This window comes from Streptomyces sp. NPDC029836 (genome assembly GCF_055574495.1).
This window is the reverse complement of the sequence record NZ_JBVHZI010000032.1, coordinates 1-18,688: the sequence shown is the minus strand read 5'-3', so window position 1 is coordinate 18,688 and position 18,688 is coordinate 1. Positions and strand designations below refer to the sequence as shown.

Below are 18,688 nucleotides of genomic sequence, written 5' to 3'. Positions count from 1 at the left end.
CCCGCGGAGCGGGTCCCTACGCGCTGCGCGCGTAGGAGAGAAACGCCTCACTGCGCTCGGCGCTCGGGGCTGCGCCCCGACCAAGGACGGCCCGTCGGGCCGGGTGTCCGGAGCTCCGCTCCGGACAGGTTCGGGCTTCGCCCGAATGGCCCGCTACGCGGGCACGGGTGACCCCGTTTCACGGGGTTCCGGGCCTACGGCCCGGTGGGTCCGCTCCGCTCCCCCACCCCGGTCCTTCCGGCTTCGCCGCCAGGACACCGTCGGCTCACTGCAGGAGGTGATCCATCTCCACCACATATGGGCCGTGACCAAACTCCCTGCTCAGGCGTTTCACCCGCCTGTGCAGTTCCGGGGTCAAACCCGAAAGGAACTCCCCGGCGGCGGCCCTGAGCAGGAACCGGAAGGCCAACTCGGCGCATACCGACTCGGCGCACCGCCTCAAGGCCTCCTGAGTGACTGCCAGAGGGGCGTAGTTCCCGTCCTGGTCGAGCAAGCCAATGAGTTCCACCACCTCTGCCGTCAGTCGTCGATGTTCCATGGCTGAGGGACTCCTGCCATCCGGAACGCACTCGGTATATGCCGAACAGGAGGCTGGCGGCGCCCCTCGTCTCCGTGCGGCCGGGGCCACAACCGACAGCATCTCGTCCAGCCACTCACGCTCGTTGCCGCGGATCTCCGGGGACCCGCCCATCGGACCACCATCGGTGGTTCTCCACAGCAGATTGAGTTCCTTCCCGGTGAGTCCGGAATCTCGCAGACGCAGGATGTCCTCAATGATCAGAAGCAACCAGCCCGGATCACCCTCCGGCCCCCAAAGTGCCGCGATGTGGTCACTGGCAGTCGCGGCGTTCGAGGACCAGTCATTGTGGAAGGACGACCCCACCATCGTGACCCCGAAGTCGGACGACAGGTACTCGGTCTCGGCTCGCGGGTCATGCATGGTGGCGCCCCTTACTCATGTTCGTCTGGCCGGAAGGATCCCTCTGGGCGAGCGGCATCCAGTACAGTCGCAAGTATGCATCACAGGATTATCTACTGTGTAAAATCCCGAGATCTTGGCCCCTCCCGTAGGCCGGAGCCCGCTTCGAAATCCCGAGGGTACCAAAATGCAGACGACTGGTGACATCGTACTTCACCCTCACCAGGAAGAAGCCGTGGAGGCGATTGTCAGAGGGCTCGAAATTCCGCCCGGGAAACGAATTCCGGAGGTTGGTCTACGGGCCACGGTGGTGGCGGCATGCGGGACCGGGAAGACGTTCATCGCGGCTGCGGCGGCGCTTCGTCTGGCCCGGCACGGGCGGGTCTTGGTGTTGCTGCCGACGCTGGATCTGCTCACGCAGACGGCCCGGGAGTGGCGGCTTGCCGGCCACAACGGGCCCGCGGCCGCGGTGTGCTCGCTGGAGGACGACCCCACCCTGTGGGCCCTGGGCGTGCGCGCGACGACGTCGGCGCCCCAGCTCGGACTCTGGCACGGCCACGGGCAGGTCACCGTCTACGCCACCTATTCCTCCCTCGGGGTGATCGCCGAGACGTTCGGCGGGGAGTACGGGTTGCCGATGGAGCCCTTCGACCTCGTGGTGGTGGACGAGGCGCACCGGACGTCCGGGTCGGCGGGGAAGGCATGGGCGGACGTGCACCGCCAGGAGGTGATCCCCGCGCGGCGCCGGCTGTACATGACCGCCACCCCGAGGATCTGGATGGAGCGTCCACCCCGGACCCCGGCGCAGGAGCTGGAGCGGCGGCGGGCCGACGAGGAGCGCCGGCAGGTCGAGGAGGCACGGCGCGAGGAGGCGGAGGCCGAGGGGCGGACGTACGTCCCGAGGCATCGATGCGACCGTCTGCCCCAGGAAATGGCTTGCTCAATGGACGACGCGCGAGTGTTCGGGCCGGTGGTCTACGAACTGTCGCTCGCGGACGCGATCTCCCGGGGGCTGCTGGCCCGGTATCAGATCGTGGTCGCCGAGCTCACCGACCCCGTGGTGACCCCGCAGCGGCTCTACGGCGAGGAACGCTACGAGGAGCGGCTGCGGGGTGAGCGGCTCGCGGCCGTCCAGACGACCCTGCTGGAGACCATGGCCGAGCACGACCTGAAGACCACGATCACGTTCCATCACCGGACGGTCGAGGCGCAGGCCTTCGCCGAGGGGTTGGATCGGGTGGCGCGCCGGCTGCACGCCACCGATCCCGGCCGGCATCCCGAGAGCGTGTGGACGGGGTGGCTGCGCGGGGAGCACGAGATGGAGCACCGATCCGCCGTCCTCGCCGACTTCGGCCGCCGCGCCGGCCGCGCGATCCTCGCGAACTGTCGGGTCCTGGGTGAAGGAGTCGACATCCGGGCCGTGGACTCCGTCGCCCTCATCGACCCCAAGGGGTCCGCTGTCGACATCGTCCAGGCCATCGGCCGGGCGCTGCGGCAAAAGCCCGGGGAGGGGAAAATGGCCACGTTGATCGTGCCTGTTTTCCTGCGGCACGATGAGGATCCCGAGGACATTCTCACGTCGAAATCGTACGGGCCGCTGATTCGGGTCCTGAATGGACTTCGGGCGCACGATGAACGCGCGGTCGAAATGCTGGCCATTCCCCAGGAGAATCAGAAGCGTGTGGTTCAGCCGTCGCCCACGATCGGCAAACCGCCTGCCGACGGCGAGGAGGAATCACGGCTGCTGCTCCGGTTCGCCGCTCCGCGTGATCCCGCGTTGATCGCGAAGTGGATCAACTATCAGGTCCTGAACACCGAACGCCAGGACTGGAGGAGGGGTCTGGAAGCCGCCCTGCGGTACCAGGAGCGCGAAGGTGGGCTGGAGGTCCCGTACGACCACATCGAGGGCGCCTACCCCCTCGGACGCTGGCTCTCCGACCAGCGGCGCGCGCTCCGGGCCGGACAGATGTCCGGGGAACGGGCGGCCGAGCTGGAGGCCCTGGGGATCGTGTGGGACACCGCCGACGCCGGCTTCGAGCGGAACCTGGGCGCCGCGCGGGCCTACCACGAACTCCACGGGACGCTCGCCGCGCCGCGGCACGCGACCGCCCTGGACGTCGCGGTCGGGCAGTGGCTCACCAACGTCCGCCGGCCCGGCGGACTCGGCAAGGACCCCGTACGGGCCGAACGCCGAGCCGCGGCGCTGGCCGCGATCGACGAGGACTGGAACCCCGCCGAACGCGGCTGGACCGTCGACTGGCAACGCCACCACGCCTACCTCGCCCAACTCCTGGCCGAGGGGGCCCGGCTGTCCGCGATCGTCCCGGGGGTGACTCGACACGGCCAGGACGTCGGCCGCTGGCTCACCACCCAACGCCGCGACTGGGACCGGCTCACCGAGGGACAGCGGGCCCGACTCACCGAGCTCGGCGTGAAGAAAGCCCCACGGGCCCGTCAGACGCCCGCGAAGACGGCCGGGGCCGTCCCGGCCGGGCGCGGCGCGGCCGCGTTCCAGACGGGCATTCAGGCCCTCGCGCAGTACCGGAAACGCGAGGGCGAGGGCGGGGGCGTTCCGGGGCGTGGTCACGTCGAGGAGCTCCCCGACGGGACCTCGCACCGGACCGGGGTCTGGGTCGTGAACCAGAAGCAGCGGCGGGAGCGGCTGGCCCCGGAGCAGCTGGCCGCGCTCGCCGAGCTCGGCGTCGAGTGGGCGGCGACCGGCCCCTGACGCCGGGGTGGGCAAGCCTGGGCGCGGGGGGCTTGCCCAGGCAGGCCTAAGGCTTGCCCACCCGGCATTCGGAAGGTGGGCAAGCCCTTGACCCCCTTCGGGGCGATGGTGGTCAAGGTTTCCCCATCGGATCGCTGGAGCCCGCGCTTCGTGCGGAGCGGGCGGTTCATCTTCAGGCGGGCTATTCGTCCTTCTGGCGGCCCTCTGGCAACCAGTCACCTACCGCGACCCCGCCCAGAAAAGGCTTCAAGGTCATCCCGCACCGCTCGGTCGTGGAGAGACGGTCGGCTGGCTCATGCACCACCGACGCCTCGCCCGCGACTACGAAACCCACCCCCACCGCTCCGGAGCCATGATCAAGCGGGCGATGATCGGCCTAATGAGCCGCCGTCTCACCCGCGAAGTCATTCCGAACTGGCGCGGCTCCTGAGCGGCCCCGACACCTCCAGCACATCGGCGCGGTCCTGCAGTGCCCCAAGGCATCCCCAGAGACCGAGCCTCGTCGGACCGACGTGCCCACGCATCACCCTGACGGCCTGCACAGTGCACCCAGCGGTGATCAGTTCATCCAGCTCTACTCGCACCTCAGGCGACAGCCTGCTCCACAACGCGTCATCCACGCCCACATTGAACCTGCAGGACAGCCACGGCTCCCCGTCGCCCCGTGGGTTTCCAAACACCTACCCCAGGACAAAACGCTCTTTCAGCGAGCTGCGATGAGACCGAGGCAGGCGACGACCAGGGCGACGGCCATCCCGGCCGCCGTGATCGGCACGGCCAGGGTCGGGTGGCGGTGGGCGACGTAGCCGACGCAGCCCGCCAGGAGCAGCGTCACGAGGACCAGAAGCAGCAGGACGGCCAGGGCGAGCGAGGACACGGTGTTCCCTTCGTCGGGCATGCCAAGGTCTCGGCATGCGGTGGGGGCGGAGCGTGGACCGGCCGGGGCGGCTTCGCGTCCCGGGCCGGTCGGACAGCAGGGTGCGACGGGCGGGGGTTAGCTACGCAACCCGCCGGGCGACGTCCTCACCTGATCACCGCACGCGGGCCCATTCAATAAAAGGCGGCCGATGTCTTCGCAGCTCAAAGCCGTGCGGCGGCTATTGAATGACGGCTGGACCAGGTGTAAGAGGGCGGGCTCCACCGGGCTTGGCGGGCGTACCGTGGGAGTGCGGGCGGCACGCCCCCCGACGCGTCGAGAGTGCCGCCCCGCCCGGACTCCCCGCGCCCGCCCGGATTGCCGGCCGGGACACGCGAGGGTTGAACGTGAACCCCTTCATCCACCCGCACCCGAACGACAAGGCCCCGCTGCACCGTGATGCAGCGGGGCCGAAGTCGGTCCGGTCGTACTGCACCAGAGCGCTCTGGGCACCGGTCCTGACCCGCACACCCATGTCGGCACGGACTGAACCCGAACCTACCCAGGCACAACCATCAGAGACCCGTACACGGCCACCTGCGGGCACAACCGCCAGGAACTCACGGGCTCAAGAACTCAGGGACTCAGGGACTCAGGAACTCAACACAGCCAAGGGATCACCTGCGGGCAGCAACGGCAGGGACTTCAACACAGGCAGCAGGCATGACCGAACACCCAACCGAGAACCAGACAACCCGACCAACACCCACGAGCAACCCAGCAACCAGAAACCAATCAACTACCCACAAGAACCCATAAAGAGAAAGTCCGGAAACTCACCACCCGCAGAACGGCACCTGACCAGCCACAACGCGGAACATCACCAGAGTCACCTTCCCCCATGCTTCCCCCTCTAGGTTCCCCCTCTATTTCCCCCCATGGTTCCCCCGATGCTTCCCCCCTCCGTCGAGCAAGGAGGCGGGGGTTCAGGCCGTGTCGCCGCGCCACCGGAACGGGCCGCCGGCGGCATCGTCGTCGGGGGCGTAGTCGGCGCGGCCTCCCGGCCCGTACAGGCCGAGATCGGCGATCAGGAGCGCGCCTCCCGCCCGATCCGCAGCCGTCCAGCCGGTCACGTCGAGCAGCTGCCCATCGAGCGGGCCGCCGACCAGGTCGACGTACTCGTGCCCGGCCGTCGGCCCCGCCGGCTCCCCCGGCCCCGACCCGTACACCCGCGACTTCATCCCACGTTCCATCCCGCCACGCTCCCACCACAGACCGTTCCGGTGGGGCCCGTTGCGAACAACGGGGTCAGGACCGGTTCCTGAGCGACTCCTGGCGGACGCGGGGGATGCGGACGGATCCGCCGCCGGGCGGGCCGCCCCGACCGGTCCCACCGGATCAACCTCTTCGTCCGGCTCACGCGTACAAAGAGGTGTCGTTTTACGAAAGGGGCTTGCCCACGGCCCCTGAACTGCGGTGATGGAAGATCATCGACTTTGGGGGGTCCCACCTCCGGTCACACTCCCGGTCCCCCGCCCAGAGCACCTCTCCAAGCAACTGTGGAGCCCCCCTCCGGTGCAACCCCGAGCAGCGCGGCCCGGCGAGGCTTGCCCAGTTGTGACTCGCAGCGATAACTGTCACTTCGCAGGGATTTCTGTCACCAGCCGTCCGTAGCCGTCGAGTGGTGAGCCGTGACGGGTGTCCTGTCCCAGTGCAGCTGGCGGATTCCCACTCGGTCTCATCCGAGTCGCCAGATTCTCACCGCGTCGCGGTGGGCCGCCGGTTCGTCTCGTCGAACGCCGGGCGTACCACCTCTCCTATCATGGGGACATGAGTTCGAATACGGGTGCTGAGACGCGACCAGAGCTGAGTGCGGCGTTGAGCGGGGACGAGTTGTCCCGCTGGTACTGGACGCTGGCCGAGCTGACCGTGCTTGCCCGCGAGCTCGGCGTGCCGCGGGGCGGTGGGAAGGCGGCACTGACGGACCGGCTACGGGCCGCATTGGAAGGCGTCGCCCCGCTGGCCGCACCGCCCCGGGCGCGCAGCGCCGGCCGCCAGCTCGCCGCACCAGTGAACGGGTTCACCGTGATTCCCGAGGGCCAGCGGTGCAGTCAGGTGCTGCGTGAGTACTTCCGCCGCGAGATCGGCCAGGGCTTCCACTTCGACGCCTACATGCGGACATTTGTAGCCGAAGGTGCAGGGCGCACCCTGGCAGATGCCATCGCCCACTGGCACGCCACGCGCCAGGCCGCTGTCCAACTTCAGGAGATCGGCTCGCAGTTTGAGCTCAACCGCTTTCTGCGTGACTGGCATGCCGAGCATCCGGCCGGCAGCCGTGCCGAAGCGCTCGCCGCCTGGCGCGCTCACCGCGACCAGCCTCGTCGCCCGGCCGCGGGGTGACCGGTCCACAGCTATGTCTGGGCGCCGAGTGCCCGGGAATCGGATCCCCGCCGCGCGATTCCTTCCGAGAAGGCCAACTCGTCCGAGAATGACACCGGACCGCATTACCGGACCGTCTGGCAGCCCTGCAGGTCAGAACCGCACGACCTGGCAACTGGAATGCGACAGGACAACGGGCTAGCTGAACCAGGTCATGCTTGTCGGAACCGGAGCGCTCCAGCACTGGAATCGATCTTGAGCTTGGGCTGTGGCCAACAACGATCAGACGTCTGCCGTCGGGACCTGGTAGAACCGGGTCCCAGTGACACTTGGGCCACGAGGCTCTGGGGGCGGTATGTCGGGACCGGCAATTGGACTGTGGCTCTTCGAACCACGCGGGTTCGCGGACATCCTGGCCGATGTGGTCCCGTGGTTGGAGACCTTCTGTGAACCCGTGGAGGCCAAGGCCGGCGGCGACGTGGACTTCTGGGTGCGAGACACTTCGGCCCTGGGCCTCCGGGCCTTCGACCCGGCCGACGTCGGTGTGTTCTTCCTGTCGAAGGACGAGAAGATGCCTGCCGAGGACGAGGACTACTCGGCCTTCTCGCGGCCACCAGTGCAGGGGCTGATAGTCGGCGCCGGCTGCTCGGGTCCGGTAAACCACGTGCTGCTCGGGCACCTGACGCTCGCTCTCACCCGCCGCCTCGATGTGCTGGTCGATTTCGACGGCCTCTTGGGTGGTCACCGCACCACGGGAGAGGACGCGAGCAACGAGGCAGTCCTGACCCGGGCGAGAGCACTGGCGTCAGCCCTCCCGGGAAGGCTTACGGAGGTCTCTTATGACACCGGCGGTGGGGGCCGGCGGCTTCGACATGTGGGAGACGTGGAGTTTCTGGAAGCCTGGCTGCAGCATCCCGACTTCCACTTGATCAAGTAGCGCTTCAGCGTCGATCGTCGCGTCCCGGCTCACGGTGCAGGTCGCCACTCGCGGTCGCGTGCTGTCGCGTACTGGTGGATTCCTTCGATTGGTGACAACCCGACTGCGAACACGAACCCTGTGACAACTAGCCCGAGCAACTGGTGACGGCTATCGCTGCGAACTCGACCGAGAGGACCCGGTCAGATCCCCTGCTCGGTGACAGATATCGCTGCGAGTCACACCAGTCCCGCCGGCGGGTTACCGGTTACCGGCCGGGAGAACCCCGCCCCAGCCCCTGAGCAGCGCGAACCCGCACACGCGGGGGCTGTAACCGGTAACCGGTAACTCGCGCCGGCCGCCCGTCCTCACCGCCGGTCGGGGTCGGGGGCCGGGAGAATGACCCGGGTGAACACCACGCGTCGCCGGCTCGGTACCGGCCCCGAGTCCGACGATCCGCAGCCGTCCCGCGCCCGGGATGACGTTCCGCGCGCCCGGCTCGCCGCCGAGGGGCCGGCCGACGTCCAGGCCGTCACCGCTCCCGCCGCCCGCGGCACCGGCCGCCGTGTCCTGGGTACCGGCCCGACCCCCGCGGTGACTTCACCGAGTGCCCGGTGAGGTTGCCGAAAACATCACCGATAACGTCACCGATAACCTCCCCGGTCCAGGTCAGCGGGCTCCGAGAACCTGCACCTCGCCGACGTCGACCGTGAACGCGGTCCGCCGGCCTTCGGTGAACTCACCGGCGTCCCCGAGGGCCGGGGCCTGCCAGCGGACGGTCCAGGTGGACGTCGCCGTGCCCGCGTACCGTCCGCCGGCGACGGATGACGGCATCTTGTACATGTGGCCGCAGTCGGGCGACATGGTCTTGCCCCGTGAGGCGTCATAGGGGGTGCCGGGGCCGGTACAGGTGATCGTGGTGCCGTCGCCCATCGCCCACGCGATGGACGACACGGTGGCCGTCGCGGTGACCGTGACGCCGCCCGCCGAGGCCGACGCCGTGTTCGGGCCGAACGTCGTCGGGCCCCGGGTCACCCACATCCACATCGGCATCCCGACCACGTACGCCCCGGCCGCCCTCGGGCTGGCCCGGAGGCCTTCGCCGGGCGAGCCCCACCCGAGCCGGGCCTACTGCCGCCGGCTCAAGCAGGCGCCGGCTCCGGGAAGACCGATTCGAGTTCCTCGCGGGTGTAGTGGGCCACACCCTTGATAATTCTTCCCGACGGGAAGGGCTTGCCCGCTGCGATCCAGGCGGACTTGAACTGGCGAGCCGTGCCGGCCTTCTTGCGGATGATGCCCGCGTCGCAGGCCTGGGCGATCGTGTAGCGGATTTCCTCGGGCTCATCCAGGGACTCATCCCTGTGGGCTTCTTCAGCGTCCAGCCGGAGTTCGATACGAGCCCCTTCGACGGCATGCAACGTCAGACACACCCCATCGGACCCCATCCGTCCCGGCGGGATGTAGCGAACGTTCACGGTGACCATGCCGGCTCCCTCGTCTTCATCACTTCACGGACCGGCAGAGAACCGGTTCACTGCGGAAACCACTCCCCCGGGCGCAGATCAGGACGCGAAGGGTGTGGGGTGTCGGGACCACACGGCCGCCCCGGCGCCGGGTGGGGGAACCGTGAAGGCTCCGGGCGGTATCCCGGCTTCTCCAACGACCGGGCCGGAGCCCGGACACGCCTCGGGCCGCCCGTGCGAACCCCGGGAACCACCCCCGTTGTGTGTCCACCCACCCGGTTACGAGTTACCGGTTACAAGCCGAGGAAGCCGCCCCCGGCCCGCCCTGAGCAGCGCGAACCCACACACGCGGGGGGCTGTAACCGGTAACCCGTAACCGGCATGCCGCCCGCACTCACCGCGGTCGGGGTCCTGATCGGGGAGGACAACCGGGAGGATCCTGGAACCGTACCGAGGAAGATCGTCCCCCAATGCAGTCAATGCGGTGCCGCCCTGCCCGAGGGCAGCCGCCGATCACGCCGGTACTGCTCGGCTACCTGCCGTACGAAGGCATGGCGCTGGAAGAGGGAGCGCGAGGAGTGGTGGCGGAGCAATGTCCAGTTCGCCGCCGCGCTACGAGAGGGCCGCCCGTACCACCGGCCGAAGGTTCGATGCCCGATCTGCAATGGCCGGTGGGTCGTCGGTGAGGTCACGGGCGGGAACCGCAAGCGGGTGGACGCCGTGTACTGCTCGCCACGATGCCGAACCCGCGCGTACCGCCAACGACTCTCCCGTTCAGAAGGCGTCACCGCGTGACGCCTTCACGTGACGCCAACCAAGCCGGGAGAATGGACCGATGAGCAGCACGCGTCGCCGGTGTCCTGTGACGGCGATCATGGACCGATTGCCACCGAAGATGGACCGAACGCAGTTCGTGACAGCGAAGTTGGACCGCCGCAGGTCAAGGTCGATCTGCTGCTGGCGTCGCGAGAGATTGCAGGCGGCGGGGGTCATCACCGACGAGGACGATCCAGCGGTCGCCGAGTGTCCTCTTGGCAGGTGATCTTAACCGATTGCCAAGAGATCTTGACCGGCCAAGGGGCCCACCGTGCCAGAGCCGGAGCACCCCGGGAGCAGCGCAGGGTGTCTCCGCTTGGACCGGGAGCCGCCTGGCGACGGGACGCGTGTCGAGGCGGCGGCGCGCAACGGCTGACAGGACCGAGTAACTCGTTCGTGGCCTTCGGTGCCGTCTTCGGCTTGAGCACGTTCCGGGTTCGTCATGATGGTGGCGACGTGGCCCACAGGATCGCGCCATGTCTGCCGGAGAGCGGAGCGGGGCCGGACCGGCCATGGATTCCGGCGATCCGGCAGTCGCCCACATCAAGCGAGGGAGTGTTCAGATGACAAGCACGGTGAGTGTGGCGGACAGGCTCGGGGTCGAACCGGGCATGGTGGTCCAGGAGCTGGGGCGGGGCAAGGACTCTGACGAGACGCTGCGGGCCTCGGTGGAGGAGCGCACCGGAACCAAGCTCCTCGACAAGAACGCCGAACAGGTCGTCGACATGGTTCTGCTGTGGTGGCGTGAGGACGACGGCGACCTGGTGGACGCGCTCGTCGACGTGACCGGCCAGCTGGCGAACGACGGGGCGATCTGGGTACTCGCGCCCAAGACCGGCCGCGATGGGTACGTCGAGCCCTCCGACATCGCCGAAGCCGCTCCCACCGCCGGCCTCGCGCAGACCTCCTCTGTCAGCGTCAGCGCCGACTGGACCGGCCTGCGCCTCGTCTCCCCCAAGGCCGCCAAGGCCCGCCGCTGAGACCCCACTGGCCGGGGCGCGGACACGACCAGGCCGGGGCCGCCGCCACTCAAGATCACTTGGCAATCGGTCAAGATCGACTGACAGGGGGGACTGAGGGACCGACAGCGTGCCGGGCCACCGCTTCGGCGGAGGTTCCTGCAACGCGCTGACCTGCGACGGTCCATTACCCTCCGGCAGCGTGACGCCAAGTCGGGCCCGCGGCCGGGGCGCCCGGAGCGGCGCCGACCTGCTGTCCCGTGTCATCGAATCTGGATCGTTTGCCATCAAAGTTGGATCGGACGTGAGTGACGGTTCGTGGTGGGCGGCGTTGATCACGTCATGAAGAAACTGATCGCGGCATCGGCCCTCACCCTGACCGCCTTCGTCGGCATTGCCGTTCCCGCTCAGGCCGCCACCAGCGGGGCAAGCGGCGCTCCGGCTGAGGGGGGCCCGGTGACAGCCGCCCACTTCGACTGTTCTGACAACGAGGACGGGAACTACCCCGACCCCAACGACAGCAGCGGGTACATCGCATGCGTCGCCCACCAGCACGTCTACGCCATGCCCTGCGCAAAGGGCCACCACGGGCAGCGCCTGTTCTACGTGGCCAACAGCGGCCCCGACCCCGCAAAGTCCCGCTGCGACTACCGCGAAGGCAGCAACGTTCGGCCCACCCTGACCGCGGGCGACCTCCGCACCCAGGGCACCCCGGGCGTGGTGAAGGCTCTGACCGCCACCAGGGACCTCGGCGGCCGGCCCGTGGAGGCGGCGCGGATCACCTTCACCGACGACAAGGGCCGGCGGCTCTGTGAGGCGTACACCGACAACCAAGGCGTCGCCACCTGCGACGTGTTCCCCGACGCCTCCAGCAAAAGCTTCACCGCCACATTCGCCGGCGGATCCGCGAACCCGGAAGAAGACGGTGGCTGGCAAGCCGCAGACGCAGTCGGCTCCCTCGCCTGAGCCACCCGCCACACCGTGATCCAACTTCGGTGACAAACAGTCCAGGTTCACCGTCATCGGACAGCCGGCTCGGCACCGGCCCCCGCCCCGAGTCCGATGATCCGCAGCCTTCCCGCGCCCGGGAGGGCGTCCCGCGCGGCCGAGCGGGCGGCCGACGTCCAGGCCGTCACCGCTCCGCCCGCCCGCGGCGCGGGCCGACGCGTTCTCGGTACCGGCCCGACCCCCGGGTGACTTCACCGAGTGCCCGGTGAGGTTGTCGAAAACCTCACCGAAAACATCACCGATAACCTCCCCAGTGCAGGTCAGCGGCTTCCGAGAACCTGCACCTCGCGGACGTCGACCGTGAACGCGGTCCGCCGACTTTCGGTGAACTCACCGGCGTCCCCGAGGGCCGGGGCCTGCCAGCGGACGGTCCAGGTGGACGTCGCCGTGCCCGCGTACCGTCCGTCGGCGACGGAACGGCATCTTCGCCGATCCGGTCCGCTACCCAGGATCAGCCGGCGGCCGCCGCTGAGCCGGTCCCGAACGACGGCACGTCGCCCGCCGTGACGTCCAGGCGCAGCCGCTTGAAGCGGACCGGGTGGCGGTGGACGCCGCCGCGGTCGATGGCTCGGTCCGCGCTGATCTCGGCCACCTGCTCGGGCCGGACGAGGACGGCGTCCAAAACGTCGCCAGATCCCCACGTGGACGCGAAGCGGACCCCGGTCCACGGATGGCCGGGGGCGGCGGGCGTAAGGTGTTCGGCGACCTGACGGGCCTGGTCCGGGCGCAGGGGAACGGTGCGGCCGACTGTACGCAGTCGGCCCGTGGAGTCGTGGCGGCCGAGGATGAGGAGTTGGGGTCGGGTGAGGGTGCCGGTGATGGCGCCGATGATCGCTTCGGTGGTGTCCCTGCGGCGCACCTTGGTCCAGGCGCGGGTGTGGGGGAGGTAGCGCTGGTTCATGTTCTTGATGACCAGGCCCTCGACGCCGGAGACGTCGGTCCACGTGTCCAGCCACTCGCGGGCCTTGGTGATATCGGTGGTCATGGGGCAGAGCGTCCAGGGGGCGGTCAGGGCGCGGGCCGCGAAGAGGACCTCCAGGCGTCGGCGGCGCTCCTCGTAGGGCAGGCCGATCGTTTCCACGCCGTCCTGCTGCAGAAGGTCGAAGGCGACGAAGTACGCGGGCAGGGCTGCGGCGAGGGCGGGGGCGGTGAGGGCGCGGGCGGCAGCCCGGCGCTGCAGCGCCTCGAACGACAGCCGGCCCGCCTGCGGATCCCACACCAGCAGTTCGCCGTCGAGGACCAGCCCGTCGGGGAGCTGCTCGGCGGCCGCGACCAGGTCGGGGAATCGGTCCTGATCAGCGACCCGCGCCGGGTCTGCACCACCACCTGCCCGCCGGGCCCGGCCGGGGTGAAGACAAGGGCACGGTGCCCGTCGAACTTCTGTTATGCGCTGGTGAACTGTCCTCGTGTTCGGCCGGGGCCATGTCGCGGGTAGCTTCGCCCCGCCGCCGCTGTCGTCCTGAGAGCTCTTGACCGCCTGGGCCGACGTCGGTCAGATGACCGTCCGCCGCAGTTCCCCAGCCGGGAAAGCTCGGGCGGCCTGGGGGGGGTCGATCCGGCCCGTGCAGGTTGAGATGATCAACGCATGGGAGAGAAAGATGATCAGACGGCTCAGGTCGCCTTCGGCGTCTCGGAATCGACGGAGGCGGCTCGCGACCGGGCCCTGCGGCTGCTCGAAGCCGACACCTCTCTGCATACGGAGTGGATCGCGGGGCTCGTCACGAACCGGTCGGCGCCGGAGGAGATATTGCGGCGCGTGTTCACGCTTGACTCTCTGCCGGACGGCGTTCGACGCTGGCTCCGGTTCAGCCAGCTGCCTCGTGCGGCCATAAAAGCCGCCGTCACTTATGCCAACCCCGACGTCCGTAAGGACGTCGCTCGGAACCAGTTCCTGCCGGCCGACGGGCTCGCCGTACTGACCGAGGATCCCGACCCGGAAGTCCGATGGTTCTCCGTGATGATTGCACGTGAGTACAACGTCCAACTGCCGACAGAGTTGACCGTACGACTGGCCACCAGCCCCGAGGCCCGGATACGGATGCATGCCATCGAGTTGCCCGGCCTACCGGACGAGACACGACTGTCACTGGCCGAGGATCCCCACCCCAGAGTCCGGGCGCGCGCCATCGACTCCTGGAGCTGGCCGCGGCTGCGCCCCGAGGTCCGAGCCGCAGCCGAGGCCGACTCCGACCCCCGGGTACGTGAGGCGGCCGAGCGCGCCGCCCACATCGACATGCCCCTGCCGACGACACTCGCGGACTTCCTCGTGGAGCCGGACGAACGACGGCGCGAGGACGCCGCCCACCGCGCGCCCGTCGACGCGGACCTGGCCGTCCACCTCGTCGCCCACGAAGACAGTTCACTGCGCCGTGGAGCCGTCTGGAATCCACACGTCCCCACGACGCTCGCCCTCACGCTGGCCACCGACCCGGAGCCCTCCATACGCTTCGCCCTGTCCCTGCGCGCCATGTCCGAAGAGCAGCGGTCCGCGATCGACTACACCGTGCCTGAAGGCCGCTACGGGGCACCGGCCTGGGTGCAGGAACGCTTCGGCGACCCAGATGCGCTACGCGAGATCTCGGCCTCCAGCCATGTCCTGCTGCGCCGGGCCGTCACGTGCGCACCCGCGCTTCCCGCCGACGTAATCGAGCGGCTGGCCGCCGACGAGGACTACTTCGTCAGACTGATGCTCTGCGAGAACGACCACGCCCCGCACGAACTGCTCATCGAGATGTACGCCAACTGGAAAGGGCTGAGTTGGGGAATGCTGGCCGCCCGCCGGAACTTCACCCGGCCCGGCCTGGCCCGCTTCGCGGACGACTCGAACTACCGACTGCGGCTCGCGGCCCTGTCCGACCCGCAGGCCACACCAGAACTCGTGGAGAGGCTCTCCCACGACCCGAACGACGTCGTCCGCTGCCACGCGGCTTCCGACCCACGCCTTCCCCACGCGCGGCTCGTCGAACTTCTGGGCAGCGACCGCATGCCGTGCACAGCGGCCAGCAATCCCGCGCTCCCCGCACCACTCATGCACCAGCTACTCGACATCGCAGGCGTCAAACAATGCGCAGGGGCCGAATGACAGGGCTGCACAAGCCCACCACCCGCCACGGCGCCGAGCCGCGGACAACGGACAGCACCCCACACCAGCCATAACTTCTGCTCATATGCCACTCCCCCGCGGCGTGCCAGGGCGGGCGGGATCGCTTCGGAGGCCTGCGCCAGCATCGGCTCCACCGGCGGCCGCAGCACCACTGAGCCCTCCTCCGCATCGCCAGCCCCCGGGTCAGCCTCCCCCCGGCGTCGAGTGCGGGCCCGCCGGGCACGGCCGTACGGCGCAGCGCTCCAGGAGCCTCGCGATATTACGTACGTAATGTGTCGCGCCCGACAGCTGCGGAGGCAGCCGGCGTGTGGGGTGGCCGACCACGGGTGTCCTGTGCCAGCGAACTTTGGGCATGTGTCATCGAAGTTTGATCGGCAGGACCTGGGATCAGGGCCGTTGCGGCTGTCATGAGAGGGCGATAGGTGCGCTCTTGCGGTAGTTGATGATGCCGTGATGGCGTCACCAATCCCGGCAGTTTCGGGCGTATCGGCAGCGCGGTCGCAGCGGTGCGGGCTCGGTGGGGCTGCGCTCGACGGGATCGAGCCGGAATCCGCAGGTCAATCGCTCAGCGGCTATCGGATGTCCTGCATCCAAATACCGCGAAAGTGCACCTATCGCCCTCTGAGAGCTGATGCCCGACAAGACGATCACCGGCGTGTCCTGGTAAGGGGATTTGGCGTTTGCCATGCGGCGCGCCGCCCATTCTGGCGGCGCCGCTTGGGCCGAAAGCGGTTCGCGCCGAACGGGGCCCAAGCTTCAGCCTGGTAGCAATGACGGTGAAAGGGATGCGAGTGGAGCGTACGAAAGCGATGAGGGCGAGACTGGCCGCCCAGATGGCGCTGCCGGTTCTGGGAGCGATGGGGGCGGTGGGCGCCGCCCAGATCCCCGCCGCTGCCGCTACCCCGGCGGCCGCAGCAGCGCCTCGCGCGGCAGTCTGCCAGACGGCTGGCGCGGGAAGCCCGGTTACCGGAATCACGCACAGTGCCGGCGGCATCATCCGGGGCGTCCTCGGTGACTACCGGAAGCCTGCCGCTGCGAACACCCACGCGGTGGGCAAGCTCAAGACGAGCGTCTCGCGTCTCGCCGACAGCGTCCTGGGCAGGCCCGAAACGGGCCTTGACCCCGGGTTTTGGACACCGGAGACACTTGGATCTTGATGGTCCAGGAGAACGGAGTCCCCGTGGGGATGAAGCATGACCCCGCCGAGTTCAAGGCGGACGCGGTCGCGTTGTACCGCTCGAGGCCGGGAGCGACGATCAAGTCGGTCGCCGGTGATCTGGGGGTGAACACCGAAACGCTGCGGAACTGGATCCGGGCCGCCGACGGGCGCCGCCCCGGTTCCCACTCGACACACCCGGCCGCCTCGCAGGCCGGCGGTGAGGACGTTCAGGCGGAGCTGGCCGTAGCACGCAAGAGGATCCGTGAGCTGGAGGAAGCCCGCGACATCCTGCGCAAGGCGGCCCGGTATTTCGCGACGGAGACGCGCTGGTGAACCGCTGCCAGTTCGTTGAAGATCACCAGCGCCGTCACGGCGTGAAGCGGCTCTGCGACATCCTCGGCCTGCACCGCTCAAGCTTCTACTACTGGCGCCGCACCGCATCAGCAAGAGCGGCCCGGCAGACCGTCGAAGCCAGGCTCGCGGCCCGGATACGCAAGATCCACCAGGACTCCGACGGCACCTACGGAGCCCCCAGGATCACCGCCGAACTCCGCGACGAGGGTGGCCTGGCGGTCAACCACAAGCGCGTCGCCAGGATCATGCGGGCCATCGGACTCGAGGGAGTCCGGTTGCGCCGCCGGCACCGCACCACCGTCGCGGACCAGGCCGGGGCGAAGGCACCGGATCTGATCGGACGTGACTTCACCGCGGCCGAGGTGAACACGAAGTACGTCGGCGACATCACATACCTACCGGTCAGCGGCGCGAAGCCGCTTTACCTTGCGACTGTCATCGACCTTGCCTCACGCCGTCTGGCCGGGTGGGCGATCGCCGATCACATGCGCACCGAGCTGGTCATCGACGCCCTCGCGGCCGCCGAGCGGACACGCGGAAGCCTGACCGGAGCGATGATTCACACCGATCACGGATCGCAATATACGAGCAGGGCTTTTGCTGAAATCTGCAGGTCAGCAGGGGTTCGGCAGAGCATGGGCGCGATCGGGTCCAGCGCGGACAACGCCGCTGCGGAAAGCTTCAACGCCGCCTTCAAAAGGGAGACGCTCAAGGGCCGGAAGGCCTGGTCGAGCGAGCGTGAGGCCAGGGTTGACGCCTTCCGCTGGCTGACCCGATACAACACCCGACGCAGGCACTCCCGCCTCGGTCAGCGATCCCCGATCGCCTACGAGAACGCCCTCCAACCAGCAGCAACTACCCTGGCCCAAGCCGCATAGACGTGTTCAGAATCAGGGGTCAAGGCCCCTGCTTCGCATCACCCGGATCCTGGCCATGACAGCCTCGAAGGCCGGTGCATCACCGGCCTGGCCCGCAGTAACGTAAATGGCTAACGGGCGTGCCTGGCCGTCACTGGCCAGGTGAACCTTCGTGCTCAAGCCGCCGCGAGAGCGTCCGAGTGCGTGATCTGCGGGTTCGGATCGACCCGGAGCCCCCTTTTCCTGGCGCCGGCCGAATGCCGGTGAGCCCGGCAGACGGTGGAGTCCACGGAGACGGTCCCATCCAAGTCGTCATCGGCGTCCGCAGCGGCAAGGACGGCGGCGAAGATCCGTTCCCAAGTGCCATCGACAGCCCACCTGATCAGGCGCTTGTGAGCGGTCTGAAATGATCCGAGTTCATCGGGCAGGTCGCGCCAGGGCGAGCAAGTTCGGTACTTCCACGCGATGGCCTCAAGGGTCCGACGGTGGTCAGCCCACCGTCGTCCACGGACCGGATCGGCCGGCATGAACGGCTCGATCCGGTCCCACATCGCATCACTGATCACCAACCGGACAGACACATCCGATCAACCGACCAACCCATCAAAGAGACACGCTCTAGGTCACCGCCGAGGACGGGCAGGCTGGCGTAGGTGCGCTCGTAGCGGGTGTGGGTGGTGCCGTCGCGGTCCTGGACGATGTCCCGGACGACCAGGTCCTCCTGCGTCCCGAGCCCGAGGGACCGGGCGGTGGAGGCCTTGCCCGCGTCCGCTGCCTTGATGAGCGCGGCGCGGGCGGCGGGGGTGAGTTCGGCGGGGAGCCTGCCGGGGTTTGCCGAGGTGCCCTGCTGGGTCTTCGGGGCGTTGCTCCAGGGGACGTCCGCGGTGGTGGCGGGGCCCGTCTGGACACTTGCGGCGAGCAGGGCGGCCGTGGCGATGAGAGCGCCGGTCGCGGTGGTACGACGGCTGGGCGTGGGGTGCACGCGTCTCCTTATGGGAGGGAAAGCCGGCGGGCTCGGGTCAGCCCGCCGGACGTCGCAGGGGGAAAGGTGGGTCAGGTTCGGGCGGGGTCACCGCCCTAGGCAGTGTCTGACAAATGATCACGGACTGGTTTCGCGGAGCCAGAGGATCAGCGAGGCCAGGACGACTCCGGCGCGGTAGCGGTCGGCGAG

The 18,688-nt window shown here is 68.8% G+C and carries 14 protein-coding genes and 3 pseudogenes; 9 read left to right on the top strand and 8 right to left on the bottom strand.

Annotated elements, in window-relative coordinates; genetic code table 11:
• Positions 1–265: 265 nt before the first annotated feature.
• Entirely contained in the window at positions 266–940 is a 675-nt protein-coding gene (locus ACZ4XJ_RS37175; protein ID WP_468498857.1) for a hypothetical protein, read from the bottom strand.
• 166 nt (positions 941–1,106) lie between these two features.
• Here ACZ4XJ_RS37175 and ACZ4XJ_RS37170 point away from each other — a divergent pair, with 166 nt between their 5' ends.
• Positions 1,107–3,647: a helicase associated domain-containing protein gene (locus tag ACZ4XJ_RS37170; RefSeq protein ID WP_468498856.1), complete on the top strand. Its 2,541-nt coding sequence runs from the start codon at positions 1,107–1,109 to the stop codon at positions 3,645–3,647.
• Positions 3,648–3,877: 230 nt separating this feature from the next.
• Positions 3,878–4,077: pseudogene (locus ACZ4XJ_RS37165) on the top strand (IS5 family transposase); the annotation flags it as partial.
• Between the two features lie 273 nt (positions 4,078–4,350).
• Here ACZ4XJ_RS37165 and ACZ4XJ_RS37160 read toward each other — a convergent pair.
• Together ACZ4XJ_RS37160 and ACZ4XJ_RS37155 are read right to left on the bottom strand one after the other, a co-directional pair.
• On the bottom strand, positions 4,351–4,545 hold the full coding sequence (locus tag ACZ4XJ_RS37160; protein WP_468498855.1) for a hypothetical protein: 195 nt from the start codon (positions 4,543–4,545) through the stop codon (positions 4,351–4,353).
• A 944-nt stretch (positions 4,546–5,489) separates the two neighbouring features.
• Complete coding sequence (locus ACZ4XJ_RS37155; RefSeq protein ID WP_468498854.1) at positions 5,490–5,744, bottom strand: hypothetical protein; 255 nt, start codon at positions 5,742–5,744, stop codon at positions 5,490–5,492.
• Positions 5,745–6,333: 589 nt separating this feature from the next.
• On the opposite strand from ACZ4XJ_RS37155, the gene ACZ4XJ_RS37150 reads away from it, so the two are divergent.
• The 3 genes from ACZ4XJ_RS37150 (at position 6,334) to ACZ4XJ_RS37140 (ending at position 8,416) form a co-directional block, all read left to right on the top strand.
• Complete coding sequence (locus tag ACZ4XJ_RS37150; protein ID WP_468498853.1) at positions 6,334–6,903, top strand: DUF6434 domain-containing protein; 570 nt, start codon at positions 6,334–6,336, stop codon at positions 6,901–6,903.
• A gap of 334 nt (positions 6,904–7,237) precedes the next feature.
• Entirely contained in the window at positions 7,238–7,819 is a 582-nt protein-coding gene (locus ACZ4XJ_RS37145; RefSeq protein ID WP_468498852.1) for a DUF6368 family protein, read from the top strand.
• A 387-nt stretch (positions 7,820–8,206) separates the two neighbouring features.
• Complete coding sequence (locus ACZ4XJ_RS37140; RefSeq protein ID WP_468498851.1) at positions 8,207–8,416, top strand: hypothetical protein; 210 nt, start codon at positions 8,207–8,209, stop codon at positions 8,414–8,416.
• 51 nt (positions 8,417–8,467) lie between these two features.
• On the opposite strand, the gene ACZ4XJ_RS37135 is transcribed toward ACZ4XJ_RS37140, so the two are convergent.
• Both ACZ4XJ_RS37135 and ACZ4XJ_RS37130 read right to left on the bottom strand, forming a co-directional pair.
• Positions 8,468–8,851: an ATP/GTP-binding protein gene (locus ACZ4XJ_RS37135; RefSeq protein ID WP_468498850.1), complete on the bottom strand. Its 384-nt coding sequence runs from the start codon at positions 8,849–8,851 to the stop codon at positions 8,468–8,470.
• An 89-nt stretch (positions 8,852–8,940) separates the two neighbouring features.
• Complete coding sequence (locus tag ACZ4XJ_RS37130; RefSeq protein WP_468498849.1) at positions 8,941–9,282, bottom strand: hypothetical protein; 342 nt, start codon at positions 9,280–9,282, stop codon at positions 8,941–8,943.
• A gap of 1,358 nt (positions 9,283–10,640) precedes the next feature.
• On the opposite strand from ACZ4XJ_RS37130, the gene ACZ4XJ_RS37125 reads away from it, so the two are divergent.
• Together ACZ4XJ_RS37125 and ACZ4XJ_RS37120 are read left to right on the top strand one after the other, a co-directional pair.
• Positions 10,641–11,057 (top strand): DUF3052 domain-containing protein, encoded by a 417-nt coding sequence (locus ACZ4XJ_RS37125; RefSeq protein ID WP_468498848.1) that lies wholly within the window; start codon positions 10,641–10,643, stop codon positions 11,055–11,057.
• Positions 11,058–11,378: 321 nt separating this feature from the next.
• The gene (locus ACZ4XJ_RS37120; RefSeq protein ID WP_468498847.1) at positions 11,379–12,002 is read left to right on the top strand and encodes a carbohydrate-binding module family 14 protein; all 624 of its coding nucleotides are present in this window, start codon (positions 11,379–11,381) and stop codon (positions 12,000–12,002) included.
• Between the two features lie 493 nt (positions 12,003–12,495).
• On the opposite strand, the gene ACZ4XJ_RS37115 is transcribed toward ACZ4XJ_RS37120, so the two are convergent.
• Positions 12,496–13,287, bottom strand: a complete 792-nt coding sequence (locus ACZ4XJ_RS37115; RefSeq protein WP_468498858.1) for an ATP-dependent DNA ligase — start codon at positions 13,285–13,287, stop codon at positions 12,496–12,498.
• Positions 13,288–13,629: 342 nt separating this feature from the next.
• Here ACZ4XJ_RS37115 and ACZ4XJ_RS37110 point away from each other — a divergent pair, with 342 nt between their 5' ends.
• Positions 13,630–15,126 (top strand): hypothetical protein, encoded by a 1,497-nt coding sequence (locus tag ACZ4XJ_RS37110; RefSeq protein ID WP_468498846.1) that lies wholly within the window; start codon positions 13,630–13,632, stop codon positions 15,124–15,126.
• 1,201 nt (positions 15,127–16,327) lie between these two features.
• Positions 16,328–17,538 (top strand): IS3 family transposase gene (locus ACZ4XJ_RS37105; RefSeq protein ID WP_468498845.1). Its coding sequence is split into 2 segments (ribosomal slippage): positions 16,328–16,622 and positions 16,622–17,538, totalling 1,212 coding nucleotides; the frame shifts between segments, so codons are not numbered across the junction.
• Between the two features lie 30 nt (positions 17,539–17,568).
• Here ACZ4XJ_RS37105 and ACZ4XJ_RS37100 read toward each other — a convergent pair.
• Positions 17,569–18,098 (bottom strand): annotated as a pseudogene (locus tag ACZ4XJ_RS37100) (IS5 family transposase); the annotation flags it as partial.
• A 38-nt stretch (positions 18,099–18,136) separates the two neighbouring features.
• Positions 18,137–18,499 (bottom strand): annotated as a pseudogene (locus ACZ4XJ_RS37095) (M4 family metallopeptidase); the annotation flags it as partial.
• Positions 18,500–18,688: the final 189 nt, after the last annotated feature.

Excerpts from the sequence above, each read along its gene's own strand:
- ACZ4XJ_RS37175 (WP_468498857.1), bottom strand. The coding sequence starts at position 940 with ATGCATGACCCGCGAGCCGAGACCGAGTACCTGTCGTCCGACTTCGGG.
- ACZ4XJ_RS37170 (WP_468498856.1), top strand. The coding sequence starts at position 1,107 with ATGCAGACGACTGGTGACATCGTACTTCACCCTCACCAGGAAGAAGCC.
- ACZ4XJ_RS37160 (WP_468498855.1), bottom strand. The coding sequence starts at position 4,545 with ATGCCCGACGAAGGGAACACCGTGTCCTCGCTCGCCCTGGCCGTCCTG.
- ACZ4XJ_RS37155 (WP_468498854.1), bottom strand. The coding sequence starts at position 5,744 with ATGAAGTCGCGGGTGTACGGGTCGGGGCCGGGGGAGCCGGCGGGGCCG.
- ACZ4XJ_RS37150 (WP_468498853.1), top strand. The coding sequence starts at position 6,334 with ATGAGTTCGAATACGGGTGCTGAGACGCGACCAGAGCTGAGTGCGGCG.
- ACZ4XJ_RS37145 (WP_468498852.1), top strand. The coding sequence starts at position 7,238 with ATGTCGGGACCGGCAATTGGACTGTGGCTCTTCGAACCACGCGGGTTC.
- ACZ4XJ_RS37135 (WP_468498850.1), bottom strand. The coding sequence starts at position 8,851 with ATGCCGATGTGGATGTGGGTGACCCGGGGCCCGACGACGTTCGGCCCG.
- ACZ4XJ_RS37130 (WP_468498849.1), bottom strand. The coding sequence starts at position 9,282 with ATGGTCACCGTGAACGTTCGCTACATCCCGCCGGGACGGATGGGGTCC.
- ACZ4XJ_RS37125 (WP_468498848.1), top strand. The coding sequence starts at position 10,641 with ATGACAAGCACGGTGAGTGTGGCGGACAGGCTCGGGGTCGAACCGGGC.
- ACZ4XJ_RS37120 (WP_468498847.1), top strand. The coding sequence starts at position 11,379 with ATGAAGAAACTGATCGCGGCATCGGCCCTCACCCTGACCGCCTTCGTC.
- ACZ4XJ_RS37110 (WP_468498846.1), top strand. The coding sequence starts at position 13,630 with ATGGGAGAGAAAGATGATCAGACGGCTCAGGTCGCCTTCGGCGTCTCG.